General features: G+C 62.8%; 17 protein-coding genes and 1 pseudogene. 7 read left to right on the top strand and 11 right to left on the bottom strand.

Annotation, left to right across the window (positions count from 1 at the left end; all coding sequences use genetic code 11):
- Window positions 1–187 (bottom strand): annotated as a pseudogene (locus EOA19_RS35700) (hypothetical protein); the annotation flags it as partial.
- Between the two features lie 556 nt (window positions 188–743).
- Here EOA19_RS35700 and EOA19_RS29925 point away from each other — a divergent pair.
- Both EOA19_RS29925 and EOA19_RS29920 read left to right on the top strand, forming a co-directional pair.
- Window positions 744–2,747 carry a PhoX family phosphatase gene (locus EOA19_RS29925; protein WP_128305641.1) on the top strand — a complete coding sequence of 668 codons (2,004 nt, stop codon included), beginning with the start codon at window positions 744–746 and terminating at the stop codon, window positions 2,745–2,747.
- A gap of 225 nt (window positions 2,748–2,972) precedes the next feature.
- Window positions 2,973–3,197: a hypothetical protein gene (locus tag EOA19_RS29920; protein WP_013528677.1), complete on the top strand. Its 225-nt coding sequence runs from the start codon at window positions 2,973–2,975 to the stop codon at window positions 3,195–3,197.
- Here the strand turns inward: EOA19_RS29920 and EOA19_RS29915 are convergent.
- The gene (locus tag EOA19_RS29915) at window positions 3,189–4,379 is read right to left on the bottom strand and encodes an NAD(P)/FAD-dependent oxidoreductase (protein WP_128305640.1); all 1,191 of its coding nucleotides are present in this window, start codon (window positions 4,377–4,379) and stop codon (window positions 3,189–3,191) included. The genes EOA19_RS29920 and EOA19_RS29915 overlap by 9 nt on opposite strands.
- A 351-nt stretch (window positions 4,380–4,730) precedes the next feature.
- Here EOA19_RS29915 and EOA19_RS29910 point away from each other — a divergent pair, with 351 nt between their 5' ends.
- Window positions 4,731–5,768, top strand: a complete 1,038-nt coding sequence (locus EOA19_RS29910; protein ID WP_128305639.1) for a phosphatidylglycerol lysyltransferase domain-containing protein — start codon at window positions 4,731–4,733, stop codon at window positions 5,766–5,768.
- Between the two features lie 153 nt (window positions 5,769–5,921).
- On the opposite strand, the gene EOA19_RS29905 is transcribed toward EOA19_RS29910, so the two are convergent.
- Together EOA19_RS29905 and EOA19_RS29900 are read right to left on the bottom strand one after the other, a co-directional pair.
- Window positions 5,922–6,683, bottom strand: a complete 762-nt coding sequence (locus EOA19_RS29905; protein WP_128305642.1) for an ABC transporter permease — start codon at window positions 6,681–6,683, stop codon at window positions 5,922–5,924.
- Between the two features lie 14 nt (window positions 6,684–6,697).
- Entirely contained in the window at window positions 6,698–7,624 is a 927-nt protein-coding gene (locus EOA19_RS29900) for an ABC transporter ATP-binding protein (RefSeq protein WP_127268578.1), read from the bottom strand.
- A gap of 260 nt (window positions 7,625–7,884) precedes the next feature.
- Here EOA19_RS29900 and EOA19_RS29895 point away from each other — a divergent pair, with 260 nt between their 5' ends.
- Together EOA19_RS29895 and EOA19_RS29890 are read left to right on the top strand one after the other, a co-directional pair.
- Complete coding sequence (locus EOA19_RS29895) at window positions 7,885–9,246, top strand: cytochrome ubiquinol oxidase subunit I (RefSeq protein WP_128305638.1); 1,362 nt, start codon at window positions 7,885–7,887, stop codon at window positions 9,244–9,246.
- Window positions 9,247–9,255: 9 nt separating this feature from the next.
- The gene (locus EOA19_RS29890; RefSeq protein ID WP_128305637.1) at window positions 9,256–10,260 is read left to right on the top strand and encodes a cytochrome d ubiquinol oxidase subunit II; all 1,005 of its coding nucleotides are present in this window, start codon (window positions 9,256–9,258) and stop codon (window positions 10,258–10,260) included.
- A gap of 145 nt (window positions 10,261–10,405) precedes the next feature.
- Here the strand turns inward: EOA19_RS29890 and EOA19_RS29885 are convergent, their stop codons facing one another.
- From EOA19_RS29885 to EOA19_RS29860, 5 genes are all read right to left on the bottom strand, one after another.
- Entirely contained in the window at window positions 10,406–10,693 is a 288-nt protein-coding gene (locus tag EOA19_RS29885) for a GIY-YIG nuclease family protein (RefSeq protein WP_031213667.1), read from the bottom strand.
- Between the two features lie 185 nt (window positions 10,694–10,878).
- Complete coding sequence (msrA, locus tag EOA19_RS29880) at window positions 10,879–11,616, bottom strand: peptide-methionine (S)-S-oxide reductase MsrA (protein ID WP_023813457.1); 738 nt, start codon at window positions 11,614–11,616, stop codon at window positions 10,879–10,881.
- A 142-nt stretch (window positions 11,617–11,758) separates the two neighbouring features.
- On the bottom strand, window positions 11,759–12,016 hold the full coding sequence (locus EOA19_RS29875; protein WP_128305636.1) for a hypothetical protein: 258 nt from the start codon (window positions 12,014–12,016) through the stop codon (window positions 11,759–11,761).
- Window positions 12,017–12,118: 102 nt separating this feature from the next.
- Window positions 12,119–12,811 (bottom strand): DUF1223 domain-containing protein, encoded by a 693-nt coding sequence (locus tag EOA19_RS29870; protein WP_128305635.1) that lies wholly within the window; start codon window positions 12,809–12,811, stop codon window positions 12,119–12,121.
- 345 nt (window positions 12,812–13,156) lie between these two features.
- Entirely contained in the window at window positions 13,157–14,326 is a 1,170-nt protein-coding gene (locus tag EOA19_RS29860) for a TadE/TadG family type IV pilus assembly protein (protein ID WP_128305634.1), read from the bottom strand.
- Between the two features lie 259 nt (window positions 14,327–14,585).
- On the opposite strand from EOA19_RS29860, the gene lepA reads away from it, so the two are divergent.
- Window positions 14,586–16,391 carry a translation elongation factor 4 gene (gene lepA, locus EOA19_RS29855; RefSeq protein WP_128305633.1) on the top strand — a complete coding sequence of 602 codons (1,806 nt, stop codon included), beginning with the start codon at window positions 14,586–14,588 and terminating at the stop codon, window positions 16,389–16,391.
- A gap of 858 nt (window positions 16,392–17,249) precedes the next feature.
- Here lepA and EOA19_RS29845 read toward each other — a convergent pair.
- Window positions 17,250–17,459: a DUF1508 domain-containing protein gene (locus EOA19_RS29845; protein ID WP_128305631.1), complete on the bottom strand. Its 210-nt coding sequence runs from the start codon at window positions 17,457–17,459 to the stop codon at window positions 17,250–17,252.
- A 534-nt stretch (window positions 17,460–17,993) separates the two neighbouring features.
- Between EOA19_RS29845 and EOA19_RS35470 the strand changes: the two genes are divergently transcribed.
- On the top strand, window positions 17,994–18,563 hold the full coding sequence (locus EOA19_RS35470; protein WP_245486371.1) for a hypothetical protein: 570 nt from the start codon (window positions 17,994–17,996) through the stop codon (window positions 18,561–18,563).
- Window positions 18,564–19,015: 452 nt separating this feature from the next.
- On the opposite strand, the gene EOA19_RS29830 is transcribed toward EOA19_RS35470, so the two are convergent.
- Window positions 19,016–20,656: an ABC transporter substrate-binding protein gene (locus EOA19_RS29830; RefSeq protein ID WP_128305630.1), complete on the bottom strand. Its 1,641-nt coding sequence runs from the start codon at window positions 20,654–20,656 to the stop codon at window positions 19,016–19,018.
- Window positions 20,657–21,094 lie beyond the last annotated feature (438 nt).

Below are 21,094 nucleotides of genomic sequence, written 5' to 3'. Positions count from 1 at the left end.
CCCCACTGTTGCCTCCGCCCCCACCACCACCGTTGCCGCCGCCACCTTTGCCGGCGTATGCGCTGGCGGTCTGGATGCCGGAAACGGAGCCGTCCAGGACAATTTGGTAGGGAGCAATCGTCAACGCCAGCGCCGCTGCCGATTTGAGCGCCAGCCGGCAACAACGGGTCGTGACCAATCTGTGCATTTTGATCTCCGACGACTGAGCCCGGCGCGCCCCACCCAACGTTGCAGTGCAACAACATTGCCGAAAGACGCGGCGCCCGGAAGCGACCTCCGACCGTTGCGGTTGTCAACTAGGACCTTTGCAAGCGCAAGATTGGACTAAGGTCCCAAGCCTATGCTACATTAGCTTTGCATGAACGGCGCCGCGACCGCCATCGCTAAACGGGAGACTCGCTTTCCCGACGCCTGACGACGGCAGACGCCGAACATCAAGTCACCTCCGCCGGGGGCGGCGGAGGTGACTTGTCGAGCCGGCTTTGTCCGTTGATCCGTTGGCAACGACTGACGTCATGCGCCGTTGTAAGATGCGCGCGAAACATGCCGCCGAAGGTCTCCTTCCTCTCGAAAAGACGATTCCGGAGCAGCTCACGGCCTTCGGGAATGCTGAGCCAGCGCTGCGCGCAATGCCTGTCGCGTCTGAAACGTCTCCCGATGTCACGAAAATGTGACCCGGCGATTATAAGGGGGTCAACAGGTACCCCACGCTCCAGCCACCCGACAGCCAGAGGCAAGCCACGATGACTGACCTTCGCTCCCCCGACACCCGATTCCGCACCAGCCTGCTCGAGGAAAACGACGGCCCGGCGATCAACGCCTCCGACAACCGCACCATGGGCGAGATCATCGCCGCGCGGTTCTCGCGCCGCGGCTTCCTCAAGGGCTCGCTGGCCGTCTCGGCCATCGCCGCCACCGTCAGCCCGCTGGCGCTGATCAGCGCCGACGAGGCCAGGGCCGCGGGAGGCTCGGCCTTCGCGTTCGACGAACTCGAGGCCGGCACCGACGACAAGCACCATGTCGCGTCGGGTTACGATGCCGATGTCCTGCTGCGCTGGGGCGATCCGCTATTTGCCGATTCGCCGGAGTTCGACCCGACGAAACAGTCGGCCGAGGCCCAGGCCAAACAGTTCGGCTACAACAATGACTATGTCGGCTACATCCCGATCGACGGCTCGGCCGAACATGGCCTGCTGGTGGTCAACCACGAATACACCAATCCGCATCTGATGTTCCCGGGCATCGTGAAGATCGTCGAAAAGGACGGCAAGAAGTCGGCAGAAGTCGCACCCCTTTCGAAGGAGCAGGTCGATGTCGAGATGGCCGCCCATGGCGGCACCATCGTCGAGATCCGCAAGGACGGTGGCAAATGGCAGGTGGTGCGCGACGGCAAGCTCAACCGCCGCATCACCTCCAACACCGAAATGGCGCTGTCCGGCCCGGTTGCCGGCCATGACCGCGTCAAGACCAATGCCGATCCGTCCGGCACCAAGGTGTTCGGCACGTTCAACAATTGCGCCGGCGGCGTCACGCCCTGGGGCACCTATGTGATGGCCGAGGAGAACATCCATGGCTATTTTTCCGGCGAGCTGCCGGAAGGCCACAAGGAAGCCGCGAACTACAAGCGTCTCGGCATTCCCGAAGGCGCCTATGAATGGGCGGCGCATTACGAGCGTTTCGACCTCGCCAAGGAACCCAACGAAGCCAACCGCTTTGGCTGGATCGTCGAGGTCGATGTCAACGACCCGACCTCGACGCCGAGGAAGCGCACCGCCATGGGCCGCTTCAAGCATGAGGGCGCCGAATCGATCGTCGCCAAGGACGGCCGCGTCGTCTTCTATCTCGGTGACGACGAGCGCTTCGACTATGTCTACAAGTTCGTGACCAGGGCCGCGTTCAATCCGAACGACCGTGCCGCCAACAAGGACCTGCTCGACGATGGCACGCTGCATGTCGCCAGGTTCGCCGAAGATGGCACGGTCGAATGGCTGCCGATCGTCTTCGGCCAGGGGCCGCTGACTGCTGAAAACGGTTTTGCCGGCCAGGCCGACGTGCTGATCGAGACGCGCCGCGCCGCCGACCTGCTCGGCGCCACCAAGATGGACCGCCCGGAAGACGTCCAGCCCAATGGCGTCAACGGCAAGGTCTATGTCATGCTGACCAACAATTCGAAGCGCAAGGCCGACCAGGTCGACGCTGCCAACCCGCGCGCCGAAAACGCCTTCGGCCACATCATCGAAATCGCCGAGGACCGCGGCGATTTCACCGCCGCCAAGGGCAAGTGGGAAGTGCTGCTGAAATGCGGCGATCCGGCGGTCGCCGATGTCGGCGCCACCTTCTCGACGGCAACGACGGCCAATGGCTGGTTCGGCATGCCCGACAATTGCGCGGTCGATTCGGCCGGGCGTCTCTGGGTCGCGACCGACGGACAGGGGCCGAAGGCCACCGGCCGCACCGATGGCCTGTGGGCAGTGGACACCGAGGGGGCGGCGCGGGCGACCTCGAAACTGTTCTTCCGCGTGCCGATCGGCGCCGAGATGTGCGGTCCGCTGTTTGCGCCCGACGACCAGACCGCCTTCGTCGCCGTCCAGCATCCGGGCGACGGCGGAGAGGACTGGGAAGCGTTCGGGCGCCCCTCTTACTATGAGGACCTGTCGACGCGCTGGCCCGACTTCAAGCCCGACATGCCGGTGCGGCCGTCGGTGGTCGCCATCACCAGACAAGGCGGCGGCAAGATCGCGGTCTGATTGCCCACTCGCATGGGCAGCAGCGGAGCAGAATTTGCGCCGCTGCTGCGCCTTGAAGCCGCGGCATGTATCCCTTGGGCTGCGGAGCAGCTCCAGAGGTCTGCGCCGCGTCGCTTCGCTCCTTGCTCCGCCCCAGGATGACGAGGCGACGGGGGAAGTCGGTCAAGCCTCGGGAAAGATTGGCAATTTAAACGTGGCGCTCTAGGTCTTTATCAGGAGATCGCCATGTCGAAGTCTGTCTATGACCGTGGCTTGCTCAAGCCAGCCGATATCGCCAAGCTGCAGCGCGTGTTCGACGAGGCCTGCCGGCGGCGCGAGGCACATCCCGATTCCGCCGACGCGCGGGAAATCGCGCTTAACCTGCTCGCCCTGCACAATGCCGGCATGGTGGAAGAAGACATGCTGATGGAAGCCGTCGGTTTCCGGCGGCTGGAACCGAAATCAGCGTGATGCGCTGGATTGGTGCGGGGCCGACCTTGCAATTCGTTTGGCGATCGCCTTGGCCAGGATGCCGGCATTGGCGAAGCAGCCGCGAATGCTTGGCCGCATGCCGGTGAACCACAGACCGGGCAATTTTGGATCGGCTTGGCCACCGTTGAAGAGCGGAACGCCCTTGGCGTCGAGCACGCCGAGCTTGCCGACCATGGGCTCCAGCCCGGTGCGGTAGCCTGTCGCGGCAATGACGATGTCGGGATAGATCAGGCTGCCATTGGCCAGGATCACGCCATCGCGGGTGAATTCCCGTATGCCCGGCACGACGGTGATCTTGCCGGCCTTGATGGCGCCGACGGCGCCGTCATCGGCGGCGATCGCGGTATAGTCCGAGGTCAGGCGGCTGGCGCCGCCCGCAGGCGCGGGCGGCAGGCCGAATTTGGTCAGGTCGCCGAAAACCAGCCGCTGCGTTGCCGCCATCACGGCATCGGCGATCCGCAAAGGCAGGCGCGCCATGAACGGCGAAAGCCTATGCACGGCGATCTTGGCAATCCGCTTGGGCAGCAAAGCGGGGCCGCTGCGGGCCGACAGCCAGATGGCGGCCGTGTCTATGCCGGCCAGATGATTGAGCGCGTCGAAACCCGAATTGCCGGCGCCGACGACCAGCACTCTTTGGCCCGCATAGGCTTGCGCGTCACCGAAATCCGCCGAATGGATGATGCGCCCGACGAAATCCTTCATGCCTTTCCATTCGGGGGTGAATGGCTGCCTGTCGCGGCCGGTGGCGATGACGACATTGCGGGCGAAGCGCAGTCCGGCGCTGGTGCGCAATGCCCAGTGATCGCCCTTGAAGGTGATCTCTTCGACCGCGACGCCAAACTGCACCGGCAGCCGGTTCTCCTTCTGGAAATCGTTCATGTGGCGGATGACGACCATCCTTTGCGGAAAGGCGGGCGTGCCAGGGGGAAAGGCGAGACCAGGCAGCGAAGAAAGATCGCGATGGGTGTTGAGATGCAATTGCTGGTGGCGCCGGTGCCAGGGCTCGGCCAGCCGGCTTTCCTTTTCCAGGATCGCCGTCGGCACGCCGGCGTTCATCAAGGCATGCGCGGCGGCCAGCCCAGCAGCACCGGCGCCGACGACGATTGCCGGCTCGACCATGGCCGGCAGATCCGCAACCGATCTGATTGTCGTATCCGTCATTCACTCGAATCCCATTGGACGTCCCGCCGCAAGGCTCGCAGGACGCTGTAACCGTTTGATCGCGCGCAGGATCCCTGCAGCAAACCGCGGCCGAATTTCGAGCGATGCGATTTAGAGCCACACGCCGGGCCGCGGTTGCGCTCTATATGGCATATGCGCGATATCAACGGTAATCAGGTCGCGGCAATGTGATTGATTCGAGGCCTTGGGTGGCTGGCGGGTCTCGGTTATCCCCCACGCGCATGTCCGAAATCGAGTCCGATTTTCGAGTCATGCGCAGAATCAAAGTGTTACAGCACCTTGGCGCGTCCTGGACGGCCGGCGCTGTAGGCGGCACGCGGAATCTCGACCATGCCCTCCTTGCGGTTCCATTTCGACAAGATCCTTGAGGCTGCCGCGCCCGAGGTCGAGCGGCAGGCGCTGACCCATGTCGAACGCCTGGCACTGGTGCGCCGCTATGGCGACTTCTCGCTCGCCTATTCCACCGCCGTGCAAGGCAAGCTTTCCTATTTCGGCGACGCCGACGGCTACATCGCCTTCGGTACCAAGATGAAGCACCATTTCGCGCTCGGCGACCCGGTGGCGGCTCCGGCGCGTCGGGCCGATTACATCAAGCGCTTCGTCGAGACCGCCGGCAGCCCATGGTTCGTGCAGGTGGGCGAGGACACCGCACGCGTGCTGGCCGGCCTTGGCTACAAGGTCAATCGCCTCGGCATCGACACCCGCCTCGCCCTGCCCGAGCATGATTTTTCCGGGAAGCGCAACGAGACCGTGCGCTACTCCGAGCGCTGGCTGCTGAAGAAAGGCTTTTCGTTCGAAGAGGACAAGCGCACCATCTACCTCGACGAGATCGCCCGGCTTTCGGAAAACTGGCGCGGCGACCGCATCGTCAAGCGCTGGGAGATGGGCTTTCTCAACCGCCATTTCGCCGACCATCTCGGCACCGACATGCGCCGTTTCGTCCTGCACGGTCCCGATGGCGAACTGGTCGCTTTGCTCGACTTCGACCCGTTGTTTGCCGACGGCAAGGTCATCGGCTACACCACCGCCTTCAAGCGCAAGCATCTCGACGCTTCACCGCATGCCGAGGTCGGCCTGACCAAATTCGCCGTCGACCGTTTTCGCGAAGAGGGCATCTCGGTGGTCACGCTCGGCCTGTCGCCGCTCGTCAATGTGGGTCCGAGCGGATTTGCCGAAAGCGATTTCTGGCGCAATGCCTTCCAGCGCGCCTATTCTTCGCCCTGGGTCAACCGCCGCAGGTTCAACCTGCAGGGCCAGGCGGCCTTCAAGCGCCGCTTCCACGGCGTCGAAGAGCCGGTCTATATCGCCTTCCGCAAGGGAACGTATGTCGAGATGCTGGGGCTGCTGCGGCTGGTCAAGGCGATCTAGGTCTGCTGATATTCAGGTGATGCCGGCCTGCAAATGGCGGCTTCCTGCGCTTCCGGTGCTCACGTACGTAAAGTACGCTCCGCTCCGGTTCTCGGAATCCACCATTTTCGTCTCGGCCTGACCTGAATCTCAACAGACCTGTACTTTCGCCGCTCAATTCCTCAGCCGATAACCGGTCCTGAAGATCCAGGCGACGATGCTTATGCAGACCAGCAGGAAGACGACCGTCATGCCGAGGCTGACGCCGACCGAAACGTCGGATTTGCCGTAGAAGCTCCAGCGGAAGCCGCTGATCAAATAGACGACCGGGTTGAACAGCGTCACCGTGCGCCAGATCTCGGGCAGCATGTTGATCGAATAGAAGCTGCCGCCGAGGAAGGTCAGCGGCGTGATGATCAACAGCGGCACCAGCTGCAGCTGCTCGAAACTCTTCGCCCAGATGCCGATGATGAAGCCGAACAGGCTAAAGGTCACCGCCGTCAGCACCAGGAAGGCGAGCATCCAGAACGGATGCAGGATGGTCAGCGGTACGAACAGCGAGGCGGTGGCCAGGATGATCAGGCCGAGGATGATCGACTTGGTCGCGGCGCCGCCGACATAGGCGATGACGATCTCCAGATAGGAGACCGGCGCCGACAGAAGCTCGTAGATCGAGCCGACGAATTTCGGGAAATAGATGGCAAAGGAGGCGTTGGAGATCGACTGCGTCAACAGCGACAGCATGATCAGACCCGGCACGATGAAGGCGCCGTAGCTGATGCCGTCGATCTCGGTGATGCGCGAGCCGATGGCCGAGCCGAAGACGACGAAATACAGCGATGTCGAGATGACCGGCGAGACGATGCTCTGCAGCACGGTGCGGAAAGCACGCGCCATTTCCATCCGGTAGATCGCCCATACTGCGCGAAGATTCATGGCGGCGCGCAGGTTCATGGCTCCCTCCTCACCAGATTGACGAAGATCTCCTCGAGCGAAGAGTTTTGCGTGTCGATATCGCGGAACTGGATGCCGCCGGCCTCGAGGTCGCGCATCAACGAGGCGACGCCGGGCCTCTCGGCCTGATTGTCATAGGTGTAGGTCAGCTGCCCGCCATCGGGCGACAATTCCAGCGCATAGCGCGAGAGCGCCTCGGGAATGGCCGTCAGCGGATTGCGCAGTTCCAGCACCAGCCGCTTGCGGCCGAGCTTGCGCATCAGTTCGGCCTTGTTCTCGACCAGGATGATCTCGCCGCGATTGATGACGCCGACGCGGTCGGCCATCGCCTCGGCTTCCTCGATATAGTGCGTGGTGAGGATGATGGTGACGCCGTCCTCGCGCAGCCGGCGCACCATCGCCCACATGTCCTGGCGCAGCTCGACGTCGACGCCGGCGGTCGGCTCGTCGAGGAATAGGATGCGCGGCTCATGCGACAGCGCCTTGGCGATCATCAGCCGGCGCTTCATGCCGCCCGACAAGGTGATCGCCTTGGCGTCCTTCTTGTCCCACAGCGACAGGTCGCGCAGCACCTTCTCGACAAAGCCGGGGTTGGCCGGCTTGCCGAACAGGCCACGGCTGTAATTGACCGTCGCCCAGACGCTCTCGAAGGCGTCGATGGTCAGTTCCTGCGGCACCAGCCCGATCAGACCGCGCGCGGCGCGATAATCCTTGTTGATGTCGTGGCCGTCGACGGTGACCGTGCCCGACGAACGGTTGACGATGCCGCAGACGATCGAGATCAGCGTCGTCTTGCCGGCGCCATTGGGTCCAAGCAGCGCGAAGATCTCGCCGCGCTGAATGTCGAGATTGACTTCCTTGAGCGCGGTGAAACCGGTTGCGTAGGTCTTGGAGACCCCGGAAATGGACAGGATGGAAGGCATGGATGAAAACGGCTGCTTGAAAGAGGTCCCCTGATATAGGACGAATGTCGGTGCTTGCAACCGCAAGTCAATGCCCTGCTGACAGTTCTCGACAATCGTGCCGGCCGGCCGTTGCAGGTGCGGCGCACAGGCCCGGAGTTGCGCGGCACGCAACCGGCAAAATTGTCCTGTGGCGTTCAGCCTCGCGGCAGGACGCCGCTTTGACGTGAACTCGCTTCGGGCCTATCCTTCGCGAGTATTTGCAGCAGCCGGAGCCCATCATGGACCCGCTCATACTTTCGCGTATCCAGTTCGGCACGAATATTTCATTCCATATTCTATTTCCGACGATCACCATTGCGCTGGGTTGGGTGCTGCTGTTCTTCAAGCTGCGCTACAACGCGACCAACGATTCCGCTTGGATGCGCGCCTATTTCACCTGGGTGAAGGTTTTCGCGCTGTCCTTTGCCATGGGCGTGGTTTCGGGCGTCACCATGAGCTTCCAGTTCGGCACCAACTGGCCGGGCTACATGGAAAAGGTCGGCAACATCGCCGGGCCGCTGCTGGCCTACGAAATCCTCACCGCCTTCTTCCTCGAAGCGGCCTTCCTCGGCATCATGCTGTTCGGCTTCCGCCGCGTCTCCAACCGCATCCACACGCTGGCGACGGTGCTGGTCGCCGGCGGCACCACCGTCTCGGCATTCTGGATCATCGCGCTCAATTCCTGGATGCAGACGCCGGCCGGCTTCGAGATGCGCGACGGCGTGGCGCATGCGGTCGACTGGTGGGCAATCATCTTCAACCCGTCAATGCCTTACAGGCTGACCCACATGCTGCTGGCGTCGGGGCTGACGGTGTCGTTCCTGATCGCTGGCCTGTCGGCGCTGCGCTATCTCACCGGCGACCGCTCGGAATCGATGTGGAAGGCGCTGCGCACCGGCGTCTTCACGGCGGCGACCCTGATCCCGATCCAGATCTTCGCCGGCGACCAGCATGGGCTGAACACGCTGGAGCATCAGCCGCAGAAGATCGCCGCCATGGAGGCCAACTGGAACACCGGCCCCAACGTGCCGCTGGTGCTCTTCGCGCTGCCCGACGAGGCAGCCAGGGAGAACAAATTCGAGATCGCCATTCCCAATGGGGCCAGCCTGGTGCTGCGGCACTCGACCAGCGGCGTGGTGCCGGGGTTGAACGACTATCCCGGCAATCATCCGCCGGTCTTTCCGGTGTTCTGGGGTTTCCGCATCATGGTCGGCACGGGCATATTGATGCTGCTCGTCTCATGGTCGGCGGCCTTCTTCCTCAAGCGCCGGCACAGCCTGCCTAAGCCGCTGGCCATGCTGATGGTGCCGATGGCGCTGTCGGGCTGGCTGGCGACGCTGGCCGGCTGGTACACCACCGAGATCGGCCGCCAGCCCTGGCTGGTGACCGGCGTGCTGAGGACCGCCGACGCGGTCGGCCCGGTGGCCGGCAGCCATGTCGCGCTGACGCTCGCCATATACCTCGTTCTCTATGTGCTGTTGCTGATCGCCTATCTCGGCGTGCTGGTGCACCTGGCGCTGAAGGCGGCGAAGGACGGCGATTCATCGCCGCTGCCGGGCGTCATGAACGCCGCCATGTCGCAGCCGGCGGCTGGCGAGTAGGAGAAGAAAATGAGCTTCGACTGGCCAACCGCGCTCCCCTTGATCTTCGCCGGCCTGATGGGCCTCGCCATCCTGATCTACGTCATTCTCGACGGTTTCGATCTCGGCATCGGCATCCTGTTTGCCGCCGCTGAAGACGCCGAACAGGACACGATGATCGCTGCCATCGGCCCGTTCTGGGACGCCAACGAGACCTGGCTGGTGCTGGCCGTCGGCCTGTTGCTGGTCGCCTTCCCGCTGGCGCACGGCGTCATCCTGACCGCGCTCTACATTCCGGTCTTCGTGCTTTTGCTCGGGCTGATCCTGCGCGGCGTCGCCTTCGATTTCCGCGCCAAGGTGCCGACCGAGCGCAAGCACCGCTGGAACCGTATTTTCTTCCTCGGCTCCATCATCGCATCGCTGGCGCAGGGCTATATGCTGGGCGTCTATGTGCTGGGCCTCGATGTCGGCCTCGGCGGCGTGGCGTTCGGCGTGCTGGTGGCGTTCTGCCTTGCCGCGGCCTATGCGGCGATGGGCGCCGCCTGGGTGATCTACAAGACTGAAGGCGAGTTGCAGAGGAAGGCCGTGCGCTGGCTGCGCACCGCGCTGGTGCTGACCGCGCTCGGCATGGCGGCGGTGTCGCTGGCGACGCCCTTCGCCAGCCCGCGTATCTTCGACAAATGGTTCGTCTGGCCGGAAATGCTTTATCTGTCGCCGCTGCCGATCCTGTCGGCGCTTTTGTTCCTGTGGCTGTGGCGGCAGACCTTCCATCTGCCGAAGCCCGACGACCGCCATTCGTTGATGCCGTTCCTGACGCTGGCCGCCATCTTCGCGCTCGGCTTTGCCGGCCTCGCCTGGTCGTTCTACCCGTTCGTGGTGCCGGATCGCCTGACCATCTGGCAGGCGGCTTCCGCGCCGGAGAGCCTGGCCATCATTCTGGCCGGCACCGTGGTCGTGCTGCCGGTCATCATCTTCTATTCGTTCTATGCCTACCGGGTGTTCGGCGGCAAGGCGACGGATTTGACTTATGATTGAGGTGGGTCAGTGGGGGTGAAGGTGGCAGCGGCTACCGTGCCTTGTCATCCTAGGGCGGAGCAAGGAGCGAAGCGACGCAGCGCAGACCCTAGGATCCATGCCGTAACGGTGGTGCAGTGATCCGACGGTGCAAGAAACGGTGCGCCTACCACCCCGTCCCGCGAAAAAGCTTGAACCACTCCGGATTCGCTTTTTCGATCAGGTCGATCTTCCATTGGCGAGGCCAGCGCTTCAGTGATTTCTCGCGCTGGATGGCATCAGTGATGTCGAAAAATTCCTCATACCAGACCAGCCGCTGCACGCCGTAGCGGCTGGTGAACCCTGCGCCTTGGCCGGATTTGTGTTCCGGCATGCGGCGGCCGAGGTCATTGGTGACACCGATGTAGATCGTGCCACGCTTTTGGCTAGCGGTCATGTAAACGTAGCCTGTCATCGCGCGAAGATAGCTGGCGATCTGCCGGGCAGCCATCCCGCCCCGTTGCATTCTACGCCCAACGTCGCGGCATGGATCCTAGGGTCTGCGCTGCGTCGCTTCGCTCCTTGCTCCGCCCTAGGATGACGACGGAAAGGAGGGCGTCGCCGCCCTTCGCACACCCGCCCCCGCTTCTCGCGCTCGACTCAATTGCTCGCCGACAGCACCAGCACGGGCTTTTCGCTGTAGAGCGTCGGGAACAGTGCCTTCAAGTTCGCCACCTTGGGCAGGTCGTTGTAGACGATGTAGGGATAGGTCGGGTTCAGCGTCAGGAAATCCTGATGGTAATTCTCGGCCGGATAGAAGGTCTTGCCGGTTTCCAGCGTGGTGACGATCGGCTCCGGGAACACCTTGGCCTGGTCGAGCTGGGCGATGTAGCTTTGCGCGATCTTCCTCTGTGCATCGTTTTCGGTGAAAATCGTCGAGCGGTATTGCGTGCCGGAGTCCGGACCCTGGAAATTCAGCTGGGTCGGGTTGTGGGCGACCGAAAAATACACCTGCAGCAACTGGCCATAGGTGATCTCAGACGGATCGTAGGTGATCTCGACGGATTCGGCATGCCCGGTGCGGCCTGAGCCGACCGTCTCGTAGACGGCGGTGTCCCTGTCGCCGCCGGTGTAGCCGGAGACGGCCTTGGTGACGCCCTTGACGTGCTGGAAGACGCCCTGCACGCCCCAGAAGCAGCCGCCGGCGAAGATTGCCTTTTCAGTGCCGGTGGCCGCCTTCTCGTCGATTGCCGGCGGCGGGATCTTCACCGCGTCCTCGGCCGAAACCGCCGGCGTCAGCCAGAAGGCGGCGCCCGCTGCGGCAAGTGCCAGGGCGGCGAGCGCGCTGCGGAAGACGTTCGACGATTGTCTGGTGACTGGTTTTTGAATGTCGGTCATGGCTTGAGCTCCTGTGACGTCCATCATGTGGAGTCTATTGGATAAGATACGATCATGCGACGGGCGAGTTGCGGCCGAAGCCTCACTTTCACGTGCATCCGGATACGGACCCGCGGGACCGAAGCCGGAAACAGCACCACCTTTACTTGGCCGGCGCCATCGCATCCGTTGCCGGCTTCATGGCGTCGGCGGCCGGCTTCATGGAATTGGTGGCCATCGGATCGCCTGGCTTCATCGCATCGGTTGCAGGCTTCATCGCATCCGCGGCCGGTTTCATGGCATTTGCAGCCGGCTTCATCGCGTTGGTCGCGTCGTCGGCACGGGCGATGCCGCCGGCAAACAGCGCCGTCGAGCACAAAGCGAGAGCGAGCGCCGGCAGCGTCAGGCGGGAAATGGTCATGATGGTCTCCTTGGGGTTGGTCGTGAAGGCGCGCCCTCTTGGCGGCCGTGCTATGCGGCGCCGCTCCATGCGGCGGTGCGCAATCTCTTGCCGAAGCGCGATCTAGTCGGTCGCGGCAGCCAGGATCGGTCCGCCACCGGGCGACTGCACGAGCACGGCGGTGCTCAGGCCGCCGGATGCGGCGGGCAGCGGATACGTCGTGGCCGCGCCGGTCCAGCTGCCGAGGTTTTTGAGCGCATGCACGACATTGGCGTGCGGCAAGGTGCGGCCGGTGTTTTCGCCGCGCGCCACCGGCACCTCGACGACGCCCTTGGCATAGCGCACCAGCCAGACATCGGCGTGGCCGCCAGGTGCGGCGCCGGCGCCGATGCTGATCTTGCCGCCATCGAGCGACAGTGCCGGGCCTCTTATCCGGCCGCTCGCCGAGATCAGCTTTTCGATCTCGCCGGGTGCGGCGCCGACGACATCGGCATGGCCGTTGACCACCACTTGCGGCGTGAACGGCCCGTCATGGCCGAGCGCCGGCTCGTAACTGACTTGGCGCCGGGTGAATTCCTGTTTTCCGAAAATATCCTTCCAGCCGAGATAGTCCCAGTAGGTGACGTTGAACGACAGCGCCAGCACGCCGGGCTGGTCCTTGACCTTGATCAGATTGGCGTTGGCCGGCGGGCAGGACGAGCAGCCCTGGCTGGTGAACAGCTCGACCACGGTGAGCGGCTGGGCCGCCGCCGCACCGAGCGACGCCGCCAGCGCGAGCGCTGAGAGGCTGGACACTGTGACGAACTTGCGGGACATCGGCTTGCTCCGTGGGCGGCGGCGCCTGGAAGCACCGCTGATACCCCCACTTCGCCGCTGCTTGCTGCTTCGTTACAGCGTTCACCGGTTTGTGATGAAGGTTCGGGAGATCGCAGGGAAAGCCGGAGGGACAGCACCCCCCTCTGGCCTGCCGGCCATCTCCCCCGCAAGGAGGGAGATCGACCCTCATCACGGCTTTCGCCTATCACTAGCTTCGCAACAGGAGCGCGGCCGACGAAGCTGCCAATCTCCCCCCTTGCGGGGGAGATGTCCGGCAGGACAGAGGGGGGTGTGAAGGATCGCCAAGCCTCACAAGCCCATAGGGCGTTTAGCCTGGGGCAGCGTCTACTGCGTCAGCACCGTGTTGGAGGGCCGCTTGTTGAAGTCGCACTTGCCGGTCACGCTGTAGAAGAAGTCGGCGTTCGTGACGTCTGGCAGTGGAGGATTGTTGCCGCCGTCTTCCCATGCCTGGTCGCTGGTCTGGCTGCAAGGCACCACTTTGAAGATGTCGACGTCCGTGTTGCTGGCAACCTCGACGGGGAGGTATTTGGAAGGGTCCAGTGCCTTTTGTGCCGCGGTGCTGTACCCGGCGCCGAGGTAGAGCCGGTTCGACGTGTCTGTATTGTTCGACCTGAGCGGGTTGACCGGTCCGGACGGCACATCCATCTGCAGATAGAGCTTGTCCACCGTGCTGACGTTGACTGTTGCGCCACTGCTGTTTCCGGCGGTATTCGTGGTCGCGCACGTCGTCTTGAAATAGATGGTGGCGCTCGTCTTTCCGCTTTTTGCCACCGCGGTGCTTTTGTAAACTCCCGCAGTGGCAGTGAAATCGGTTGCCGATCCTACTGTCGTGCACACTTGGGTCTGAACCAGCGTATTGGTTGGTCCCGTGGTAATAGTTGTCGTGCCGTAACCTTTCGGCTCGGTAGCCGTGTAGGTCTTACCCCCGCTCGTATAGGAATAACTATACGCTTTGTAGTTATAGTTGGCCTTCATCATGGCCGTCGGTGTGGTCGTGGAGGTCCAACCGTAGGGAAGGCCGTACAAGGTCATGGTCTTGTTCCAGTAGCCTGAAACGTGATCGACGTTGAATGTGGCCTCCACCAGTGCGGGCGTCTTGCTCACCGCCGACGAGACACCGACCGGCACCGTCGGGATCCGGGCGATCTGCATGAACACGGTCGGCATGGCGTAGCTTGCCGAGGCCCGCGCTGTGGCGGTGCCGTTGGCGCTGACGTCGAAGCTGTTCAGGGTCGCGGCGCCCTGTCCGCCGTTTTCTCGGTAGGTATCCTGGAGCACCACCTGGCGCTGCGGCTTCGTCGAGGTCGTCTCCATCGTGGTGATGGACAGGATCGCGGCGTCGAGCGCCGCCTGCTCGGTCGACCTGGTCTGGACCGCGGAGGTGTAGTCGACGGAAAAGCCGATCGCGGTGATCAGCGGAATCATGGCGAGAACAAGTATCGGTGCGAACGAGCCGCTTCGCGACTCGATAAAACTGCCTGCAAGCCCCCGCATGCCTTCGTCCTTACATCAGATATTTCCCCCCGCTAACATGCCGATCACAAATTATGCTCTAACGCGCGTGGTTAAAATTTATCGATTTTTCGAGGAATCCGGGGGAAAAGGCGACAAGCGCCCGCACCGCTTGCCCCGACAGCCGGCTGCTCTGCTTTTCCGGCAGCGCCTGTACGGCTTGCAAGGCAACGGGCCGCGCCACATATGCGGCGGCAGCCTGCCGCTTGCTCGGGCAAGCCACCCCTGCTAAACGCGCGCCATGAGCACGCCCCTCGACCACATCCGCAATTTCTCCATCGTCGCCCATATCGACCATGGCAAATCCACGCTTGCCGACAGGCTGATCCAGCTGACCGGCGGGCTGGAGCTGCGCGACATGAAGGAGCAGGTGCTGGACTCGATGGACATCGAGCGCGAGCGCGGCATCACCATCAAGGCGCAGACGGTGCGGCTGAAGTACCGCGCCAACAATGGCGAGGACTATATCCTCAATTTGATCGACACCCCCGGACACGTCGACTTCGCCTATGAAGTGTCGCGTTCGCTGGCCGCCTGCGAGGGTTCGCTGCTGGTGGTCGACGCCTCCCAGGGTGTCGAAGCGCAGACGCTGGCCAATGTCTACCAGGCGATCGACAACAACCACGAGATCGTCGTGGTGCTGAACAAGGTCGACCTGCCGGCCGCCGAGCCCGAGCGCATCCGCGAGCAGGTCGAGGAGGTGATCGGCATCGACGCCTCCAACGCCGTGCTGATCTCGGCCAAGACCGGTCTCGGCATTCCCGACGTGCTGGAGGCCATCGTCCACCAATTGCCGCCGCCGCGCGAAGGCGACGCCACGGCGCCCCTGAAGGCGATGCTGGTCGACAGCTGGTACGACGCCTATCTCGGCGTCATCGTGCTGGTGCGCGTCATCGATGGCGTTTTGAAAAAGGGCCAGACCATCCGCATGATGGGGACCGGCGCAAAACACCTGGTCGAGCGCACCGGCGTGTTCACCCCGGCCCGCATCAATGTCGACGAGCTCGGCCCCGGCGAATTCGGCTTCTTCACCGGCTCGATCAAGGAAGTGGCCGACACCCGCGTCGGCGACACCATCACCGAGGACAAGCGCACCACCGCCAAGGCGCTGCCCGGCTTCAAGCCGGCGCAGCCGGTGGTGTTCTGCGGCCTGTTCCCGGTCGACGCCGCCGATTTCGAGGATTTGCGCGCAGCGGTCGGCAAGCTGCGCCTCAACGACGCCAGCTTCTCTTTTGAAATGGAAACCAGTGCGGCGCTCGGCTTCGGCTATCGCTGCGGCTTCCTTGGCCTCTTGCATCTCGAAATCATCCAGGAGCGGCTGGAGCGCGAGTTCAACCTCGACCTCATCGCCACGGCGCCGAGCGTCGTCTACCGGCTGGCTCTGACCGACGGCTCGATGAAGGAATTGCACAACCCGGCCGACATGCCGGATGTGGTGAAGATCTCGGCCATCGAGGAGCCGTGGATCCGCGCCACCATTTTGACGCCCGACGACTATCTCGGCGGCATATTGAAACTCTGCCAGGACCGGCGCGGCATCCAGGCCGACCTGTCCTATGTCGGCAAGCGCGCCATGCTGATCTACGATCTGCCGCTCAACGAAGTCGTCTTCGATTTCTACGACCGGCTGAAGTCGATCTCCAAGGGTTACGCCTCCTTCGACTATCACCTCACCGACTACCGGGAAGGCGACCTGGTGAAGATGTCGATCCTGGTCAATGAGGAGCCGGTGGATGCGCTTTCCATGCTGGTGCACCGCACGGCGGCGGAAAAGCGCGGTAGGCAGATGTGCGAGAAGCTGAAAGAGCTGATCCCCAACCATCTGTTCAAGATCCCGATCCAGGCCGCCATCGGCGGCAAGGTCATCGCCCGCGAAACCATCTCGGCGCTGCGCAAGGACGTGACCGCCAAATGCTACGGCGGCGACGTCTCGCGAAAGCGCAAGCTGCTGGACAAGCAGAAAGAAGGCAAGAAGCGGATGCGCCAGTTTGGGAAGGTGGATATTCCGCAGGAGGCGTTTATTCAGGCGCTTAAGATGGGGGATTGAGAAGCCGGTTGGCGCGCAAAGCGCGCCAAGTCATCGATCCGGTGGATCGATGGCAGGCTTCGAAAGCGGGGGAGCTGCCGGAGGCAGCGGGCCCCCCGCCAGCGCGGCGCTGAAGCTGCGCGGTGGAGTTTATTCTCCGGGAGGCGGCGGCGCGGGGTGATCTTCGGGCGCCGGCGGCGGTTCTCCCAAATCCGCAGCAATCTCTCGAAAAATGCCATCGATATTTGCGAATATTAACCGACCTAGCTCTGCAACCTCTAAGGCGTTACCCAGACGAACAAGACGCATGGTTCGCAGGCATAGAACGGCGATGTCATCAGGCGGATTGTTCGCCGTTTGATAGGCAGCCTGGAACGCGGACAGGACCGCTCGGACCAGTCTCGGTTCCAGTCGCGGCGCTGCGGTATTCCAAACATGTATCGCGACAGTTTGGCTTCCAACTCGAAGGCCAAAATTCGGTGTAAACGTAACTGAAAATATTTCGCCAAGGCTTCGTGCGGTGGTCGCTGGAAACTCCAAGATCGCGCCCGGGTTCAGGGCTCTCCAAGCGTCCAGCCGCCGTAGGCCAAGTTGGGCGGACTGTCTCTCTGGCCCTTGTGCAATTGCCAAAGTCGCGGCCAACAAACTCTCAAGCGACTCTCCAGCCATAAGGCGATGGCTGAGCCTACGGAGGCTGCTATGAAAGTCATATCCACCTTCTCTTGGCATGGATCTTCGGCGTAGCTCGGTTCGCTGTGGCCGAACGTTCATATGGACAATTCTCAAGAATGCAGAAATTCCAAAAGATGGCATTTGATGTGCCCTTTCTGAGGTCCTTGAACCATACGAAAAGGCCCGCCAGCGGCGGGCCCTGTCGTATCATGCGGCATTCTCAAGACTTGACGGGTACCACACCTGGCTACTGATTGACGCTTTCACGATGTCTATACCGCGCTGGGCATCGACACGGCGCTTGTAGCCCTCACTGCTTACGGCGATGGTCTCGCCATTCACAGCTTCGTAAGTCCAACGCCATTCACCACTATTGTCCTTGTACAACCAGTACGAAGGGTAAGTACGCTGCGCCATTGGAGTCGCTCCTCAATTTGGTGTGAGCGAACGTCAGGCTTGACCATGGCGGGTTATTCTGATTCAAGATCAGTGTACCAAATACGCCATACTCCGCGCCTGACGTCCAATCTTGTGCGGGTTAGAACTCTGAAACCGCCGCGGCTCGCCAGCTTTGCGGCGGTTTCTTGATTCTGGACGACTTGTAGATGAGATTAAGCAATGCCGAGAGTCAAGATATGCCTAATAGACCGCTGACTTAAGTCAGCAGCCTCGGAAATTTCATAATAAATACAAACGCTTACTCAACTCCTCCCAGCGGGATAACTCAGCGCAAAGCGACCACCGCCTTGGTGGACAATACTTCTGTTCATAAAAAAAGCAAACATTGTGATCGATCTGATTCTATTGCACTGCAAAATAGGTCTGCATTGCTGACTTTTTATTGTAATGGCGTCGCAACATTAGAAGGGCCTACCGCTGCTACCCCCATCGTATTCTCTTTGAGAGCGCACCTCCTAGCAGTATCCTCCCCCCCGCCTGGGGGGACATCGCATGCGCAGCACTTCGGACACAGTCGCCGCGATCGGCCTTGCCATCGGTGGCGCCTTTGGCCTCGCCGGCACCTTCGTCGCCAGCGCTCCGCTGCGCGAAACACTCTGGACGATCGACGGCGCGGCGCTCGTGGTCGCCACCGCGCTGCTGACCATGAAATACCAGCGGCTTGGCAATGACTGCATAGCTGCCGGGTTCCTGACCTTCCTCGCCGGCGAGAGCCTGCTGCTGGCCGGCAATGCGGCCGGCTTGCAGGCCAGCGTTCCCTCTTATGTCGGCGGCATCTCGCTGTGGGCGGCCGCACTCGCCATGGTCAGCGCGCCGAAGACTTTCGCCGTGTGGATGCGGCTCCCTCGTGGCCGCCGTGCTGTTTGTCGTCTCGGCCGGCATGATCCTGTGGGGCGCGCCCTTGCTGCCGACCTCCGCGCCCCTGCCCGCCGCCGGCTACCCGTTTCTGGTGCTGACTTTTATCGGCTGGATCTGCACGCTTCTGAGGGCGGCGCGGTGAGCCTTTGTCTGCTTCCGTACCAAACGTCCGGCCTAGTTGATCGAGCATCACCGGAACGCTAAAAAATCCGGGCGGCGGACCTTAATCAGTTCGCCAGTGGCCGGCGCGGGCTCAGGCAACTGCCTCACCGGCATTCGCGCCGGCCATTTCCCAGGTGCAATTCGGCCAACGTTGGCGCCGCCCCTCATCTGCCGCCATCTTCTCCCCGTAAACGGGGCGAAGGACGCGGTGGTCGATGATTTCGCTAGTCGCCAACCTTGCAATGGAGGCGCGGGGATGGCGCGGCTTGGTTCCTCGCCCCACGAAGTGGGGAGAGGTGGCCCGGCGAAGCCGGGACGGAGAGGGGCCAGCGCGGCGTTGGGAGGTAGTTTCTCAAGGGTTGCTGTCGTGTCAGCCAGCTCTCATTCTTGATACGGTTTTGGTTTCGCGAAGGGCGTCCCCCGCTCCGTCCCGGCTTCGCCGGCCCACCTCTCCCCCACTCCCGTGGGGGCGAGGAACCCAAGGATGGAAAGCCTCAACTCTCAATCCAAACCTTCTCGAAATGCTGCTCCAGCGCCTGGTGCTGTTCGCAGCCTTCGACGCCCTTGCGGTAGGTCCGGTAGACCGAGCGCCAGTAGGGTTGGATGATGATGCCCGAGTCGCGCAGATTCTGCTCGATCTTGCCCATGATCTCCTTGCGCGCCTTGGCGTCCGGGGTCGCCAGCGCCTTGTCGAGCAGCTCGTCGAACTCCTTGCTGGCGTAGGCGCTCTCGTTCCAGGCGGCGCCCGATTTGTAGGCCAGCGCCAGCACCTGGACGCCGAGCGGGCGGCCGAGCCATTCGGTGCAGGAGAAGGGGTATTTGCTCCAGTCGTTCCAGAAGGTGGCGGCCGGCAGCACGGTGCGCTTGATCTTCAGGCCGGCCTCGCGCATCTGCGCGCCGATGGCGTCGCCGGTACTCTTTTGCCATTCGACATCGACGGAAATGAGCTCGAACTCGTGGTCGGCCTTGCCGGCCTCAGTGAGCAGCTTCTTCGACTGCTCGACGTCGCGCCTGGCCGGGCCGATATCGGCATATTCGGGGTGCATGGGGCCGACATGGTGGTTGTCGGCGGGCTTGCCGCGGCCGCCGAGGCCGAGCGCCAGCACGGCGGAATTGTCGACGGCGAGCTGGGCGGCGCGGCGCACCTTGACGTCGTCATAGGGCGCGTTGGCGACGTTGAAGCGGGCAACGATGGTGGAGCCGGTGGCGATCTCGGAATTCATCAGCCCCATCTGCTCGGTCTGCGAGACGGCATCGGAAGCGGTTTCGTGGTCGGTGTCGATCTCGCCGGATTCGAAGGCCGACAGCATGGCGTTGGGGTCGGAGCCGTAATCGACCCATTTGATGCCGTCGAGGTGGAATTCGCCCTTCCACCAGGGCTTGTCCTTGCGCCTCACCTCGGCGCCGGTCTCGGCATCCCAGCTGACCAGCTCGCAGGGGCCGGTGGTGATGGCAAGCGCCTTCAGCGGGTCGCCGTCGCCCTCATAGGAGCGATGCATGATCAGTGCGGGATAGTCGGCCATGCCGGCGATCAGCGAAATGTCGGGTTTCGGCAAATTGAGCTTGATGGTGAAGTCGTCGACCTTGGCGATGCCGCCGTCGACGACCTTCTTGGTGTCGGCATTGACCAGCGCGCCCATGCGCGCGGCGACCGAGTTGCCGGGCACCGAGGCATCGCACCAGCGGGTGAGGTTGTGGATGACATCGTCGGCGTTGAAGGCATCGCCATTCGACCAGGATATGCCCTTTCGCACATGCAGTGTGAGCGTCCTGGCGTCGTCGCTCGCCTCCCAGCTTTCGAGCAGCCAGGGCTCGAAGGAGAAGTCGGTGTTCCAGCGCACCAGATATTCGTTGCAGTGGCGGGCGACATTCGACATCTCCACGCCGTCAAAGGTGCGCGGATCCTTGAAACCCTTGACGTTCATGGCGACGCGCAGGACGCCGCCCTTCTTCGGTTCCGCCGCGCGGGCAGGGGTGGTGCTGAGCCCGCCCAGTGCCAGCGCGCCGGCGGCGCTGACGCCGAGGCCGGCCATCAGGGCCATATATTCGCGGCGGTTGATGCCGCCGGTCCTGAAATCGTCGGCGACGGGCTTGGCTTTCGGGTGCAATTTGCGATCGGTCAGCATGAATTTCATCGTCGTTCCCCTGTTGTTGATGCATGCCGCCCAAAAGTGCCCAGCGGTTTTGGGACAACGGCATGCACAGAAAAATCGCCCCGGCCGATCGACAGACGCGGGGGCGGACGCGATCGCCGGGGCGCCATTGCCTGAGGGGGAATGATAGAGCGGGGTGACGCCGGGGAGTGTTCGGTTTTCCGCAGTGATTGTGCGGAGTTCCGCAGGGGGCCAAGCGAGGGCCTCCCCTTCGAAAATTGGTGAAGGGTGACGTGACAGCCAATCTCCCCCCTTGCGGGGGAGATGTCCGGCAGGACAGAGGGGGGTGTGAAGGATCGCCAACCTTCGATCCCCAGATCATTTAAAATCGGTCTGAGAGCGCGGCTGGACTTAGCTGATTAGCTGAAAGGTCAGCGGGACAGCACCCCCCTCTGTCCTGCCGGACATCTCCCCCGCAAG

Origin of the sequence: Mesorhizobium sp. M7A.F.Ca.US.010.02.1.1 (genome assembly GCF_004023085.1) — a bacterium.
GTDB lineage: Bacteria > Pseudomonadota > Alphaproteobacteria > Rhizobiales > Rhizobiaceae > Mesorhizobium.
This window is presented reverse-complemented; position numbering and strand designations above follow the sequence as displayed.

Excerpts from the sequence above, each read along its gene's own strand:
- EOA19_RS29925 (WP_128305641.1), top strand. The coding sequence starts at position 744 with ATGACTGACCTTCGCTCCCCCGACACCCGATTCCGCACCAGCCTGCTC.
- EOA19_RS29920 (WP_013528677.1), top strand. The coding sequence starts at position 2,973 with ATGTCGAAGTCTGTCTATGACCGTGGCTTGCTCAAGCCAGCCGATATC.
- EOA19_RS29915 (WP_128305640.1), bottom strand. The coding sequence starts at position 4,379 with ATGACGGATACGACAATCAGATCGGTTGCGGATCTGCCGGCCATGGTC.
- EOA19_RS29910 (WP_128305639.1), top strand. The coding sequence starts at position 4,731 with ATGCCCTCCTTGCGGTTCCATTTCGACAAGATCCTTGAGGCTGCCGCG.
- EOA19_RS29905 (WP_128305642.1), bottom strand. The coding sequence starts at position 6,683 with ATGAATCTTCGCGCAGTATGGGCGATCTACCGGATGGAAATGGCGCGT.
- EOA19_RS29900 (WP_127268578.1), bottom strand. The coding sequence starts at position 7,624 with ATGCCTTCCATCCTGTCCATTTCCGGGGTCTCCAAGACCTACGCAACC.
- EOA19_RS29895 (WP_128305638.1), top strand. The coding sequence starts at position 7,885 with ATGGACCCGCTCATACTTTCGCGTATCCAGTTCGGCACGAATATTTCA.
- EOA19_RS29890 (WP_128305637.1), top strand. The coding sequence starts at position 9,256 with ATGAGCTTCGACTGGCCAACCGCGCTCCCCTTGATCTTCGCCGGCCTG.
- EOA19_RS29885 (WP_031213667.1), bottom strand. The coding sequence starts at position 10,693 with ATGACAGGCTACGTTTACATGACCGCTAGCCAAAAGCGTGGCACGATC.
- msrA (WP_023813457.1), bottom strand. The coding sequence starts at position 11,616 with ATGACCGACATTCAAAAACCAGTCACCAGACAATCGTCGAACGTCTTC.
- EOA19_RS29875 (WP_128305636.1), bottom strand. The coding sequence starts at position 12,016 with ATGACCATTTCCCGCCTGACGCTGCCGGCGCTCGCTCTCGCTTTGTGC.
- EOA19_RS29870 (WP_128305635.1), bottom strand. The coding sequence starts at position 12,811 with ATGTCCCGCAAGTTCGTCACAGTGTCCAGCCTCTCAGCGCTCGCGCTG.
- EOA19_RS29860 (WP_128305634.1), bottom strand. The coding sequence starts at position 14,326 with ATGCGGGGGCTTGCAGGCAGTTTTATCGAGTCGCGAAGCGGCTCGTTC.
- lepA (WP_128305633.1), top strand. The coding sequence starts at position 14,586 with ATGAGCACGCCCCTCGACCACATCCGCAATTTCTCCATCGTCGCCCAT.
- EOA19_RS29845 (WP_128305631.1), bottom strand. The coding sequence starts at position 17,459 with ATGGCGCAGCGTACTTACCCTTCGTACTGGTTGTACAAGGACAATAGT.
- EOA19_RS35470 (WP_245486371.1), top strand. The coding sequence starts at position 17,994 with ATGCGCAGCACTTCGGACACAGTCGCCGCGATCGGCCTTGCCATCGGT.
- EOA19_RS29830 (WP_128305630.1), bottom strand. The coding sequence starts at position 20,656 with ATGAAATTCATGCTGACCGATCGCAAATTGCACCCGAAAGCCAAGCCC.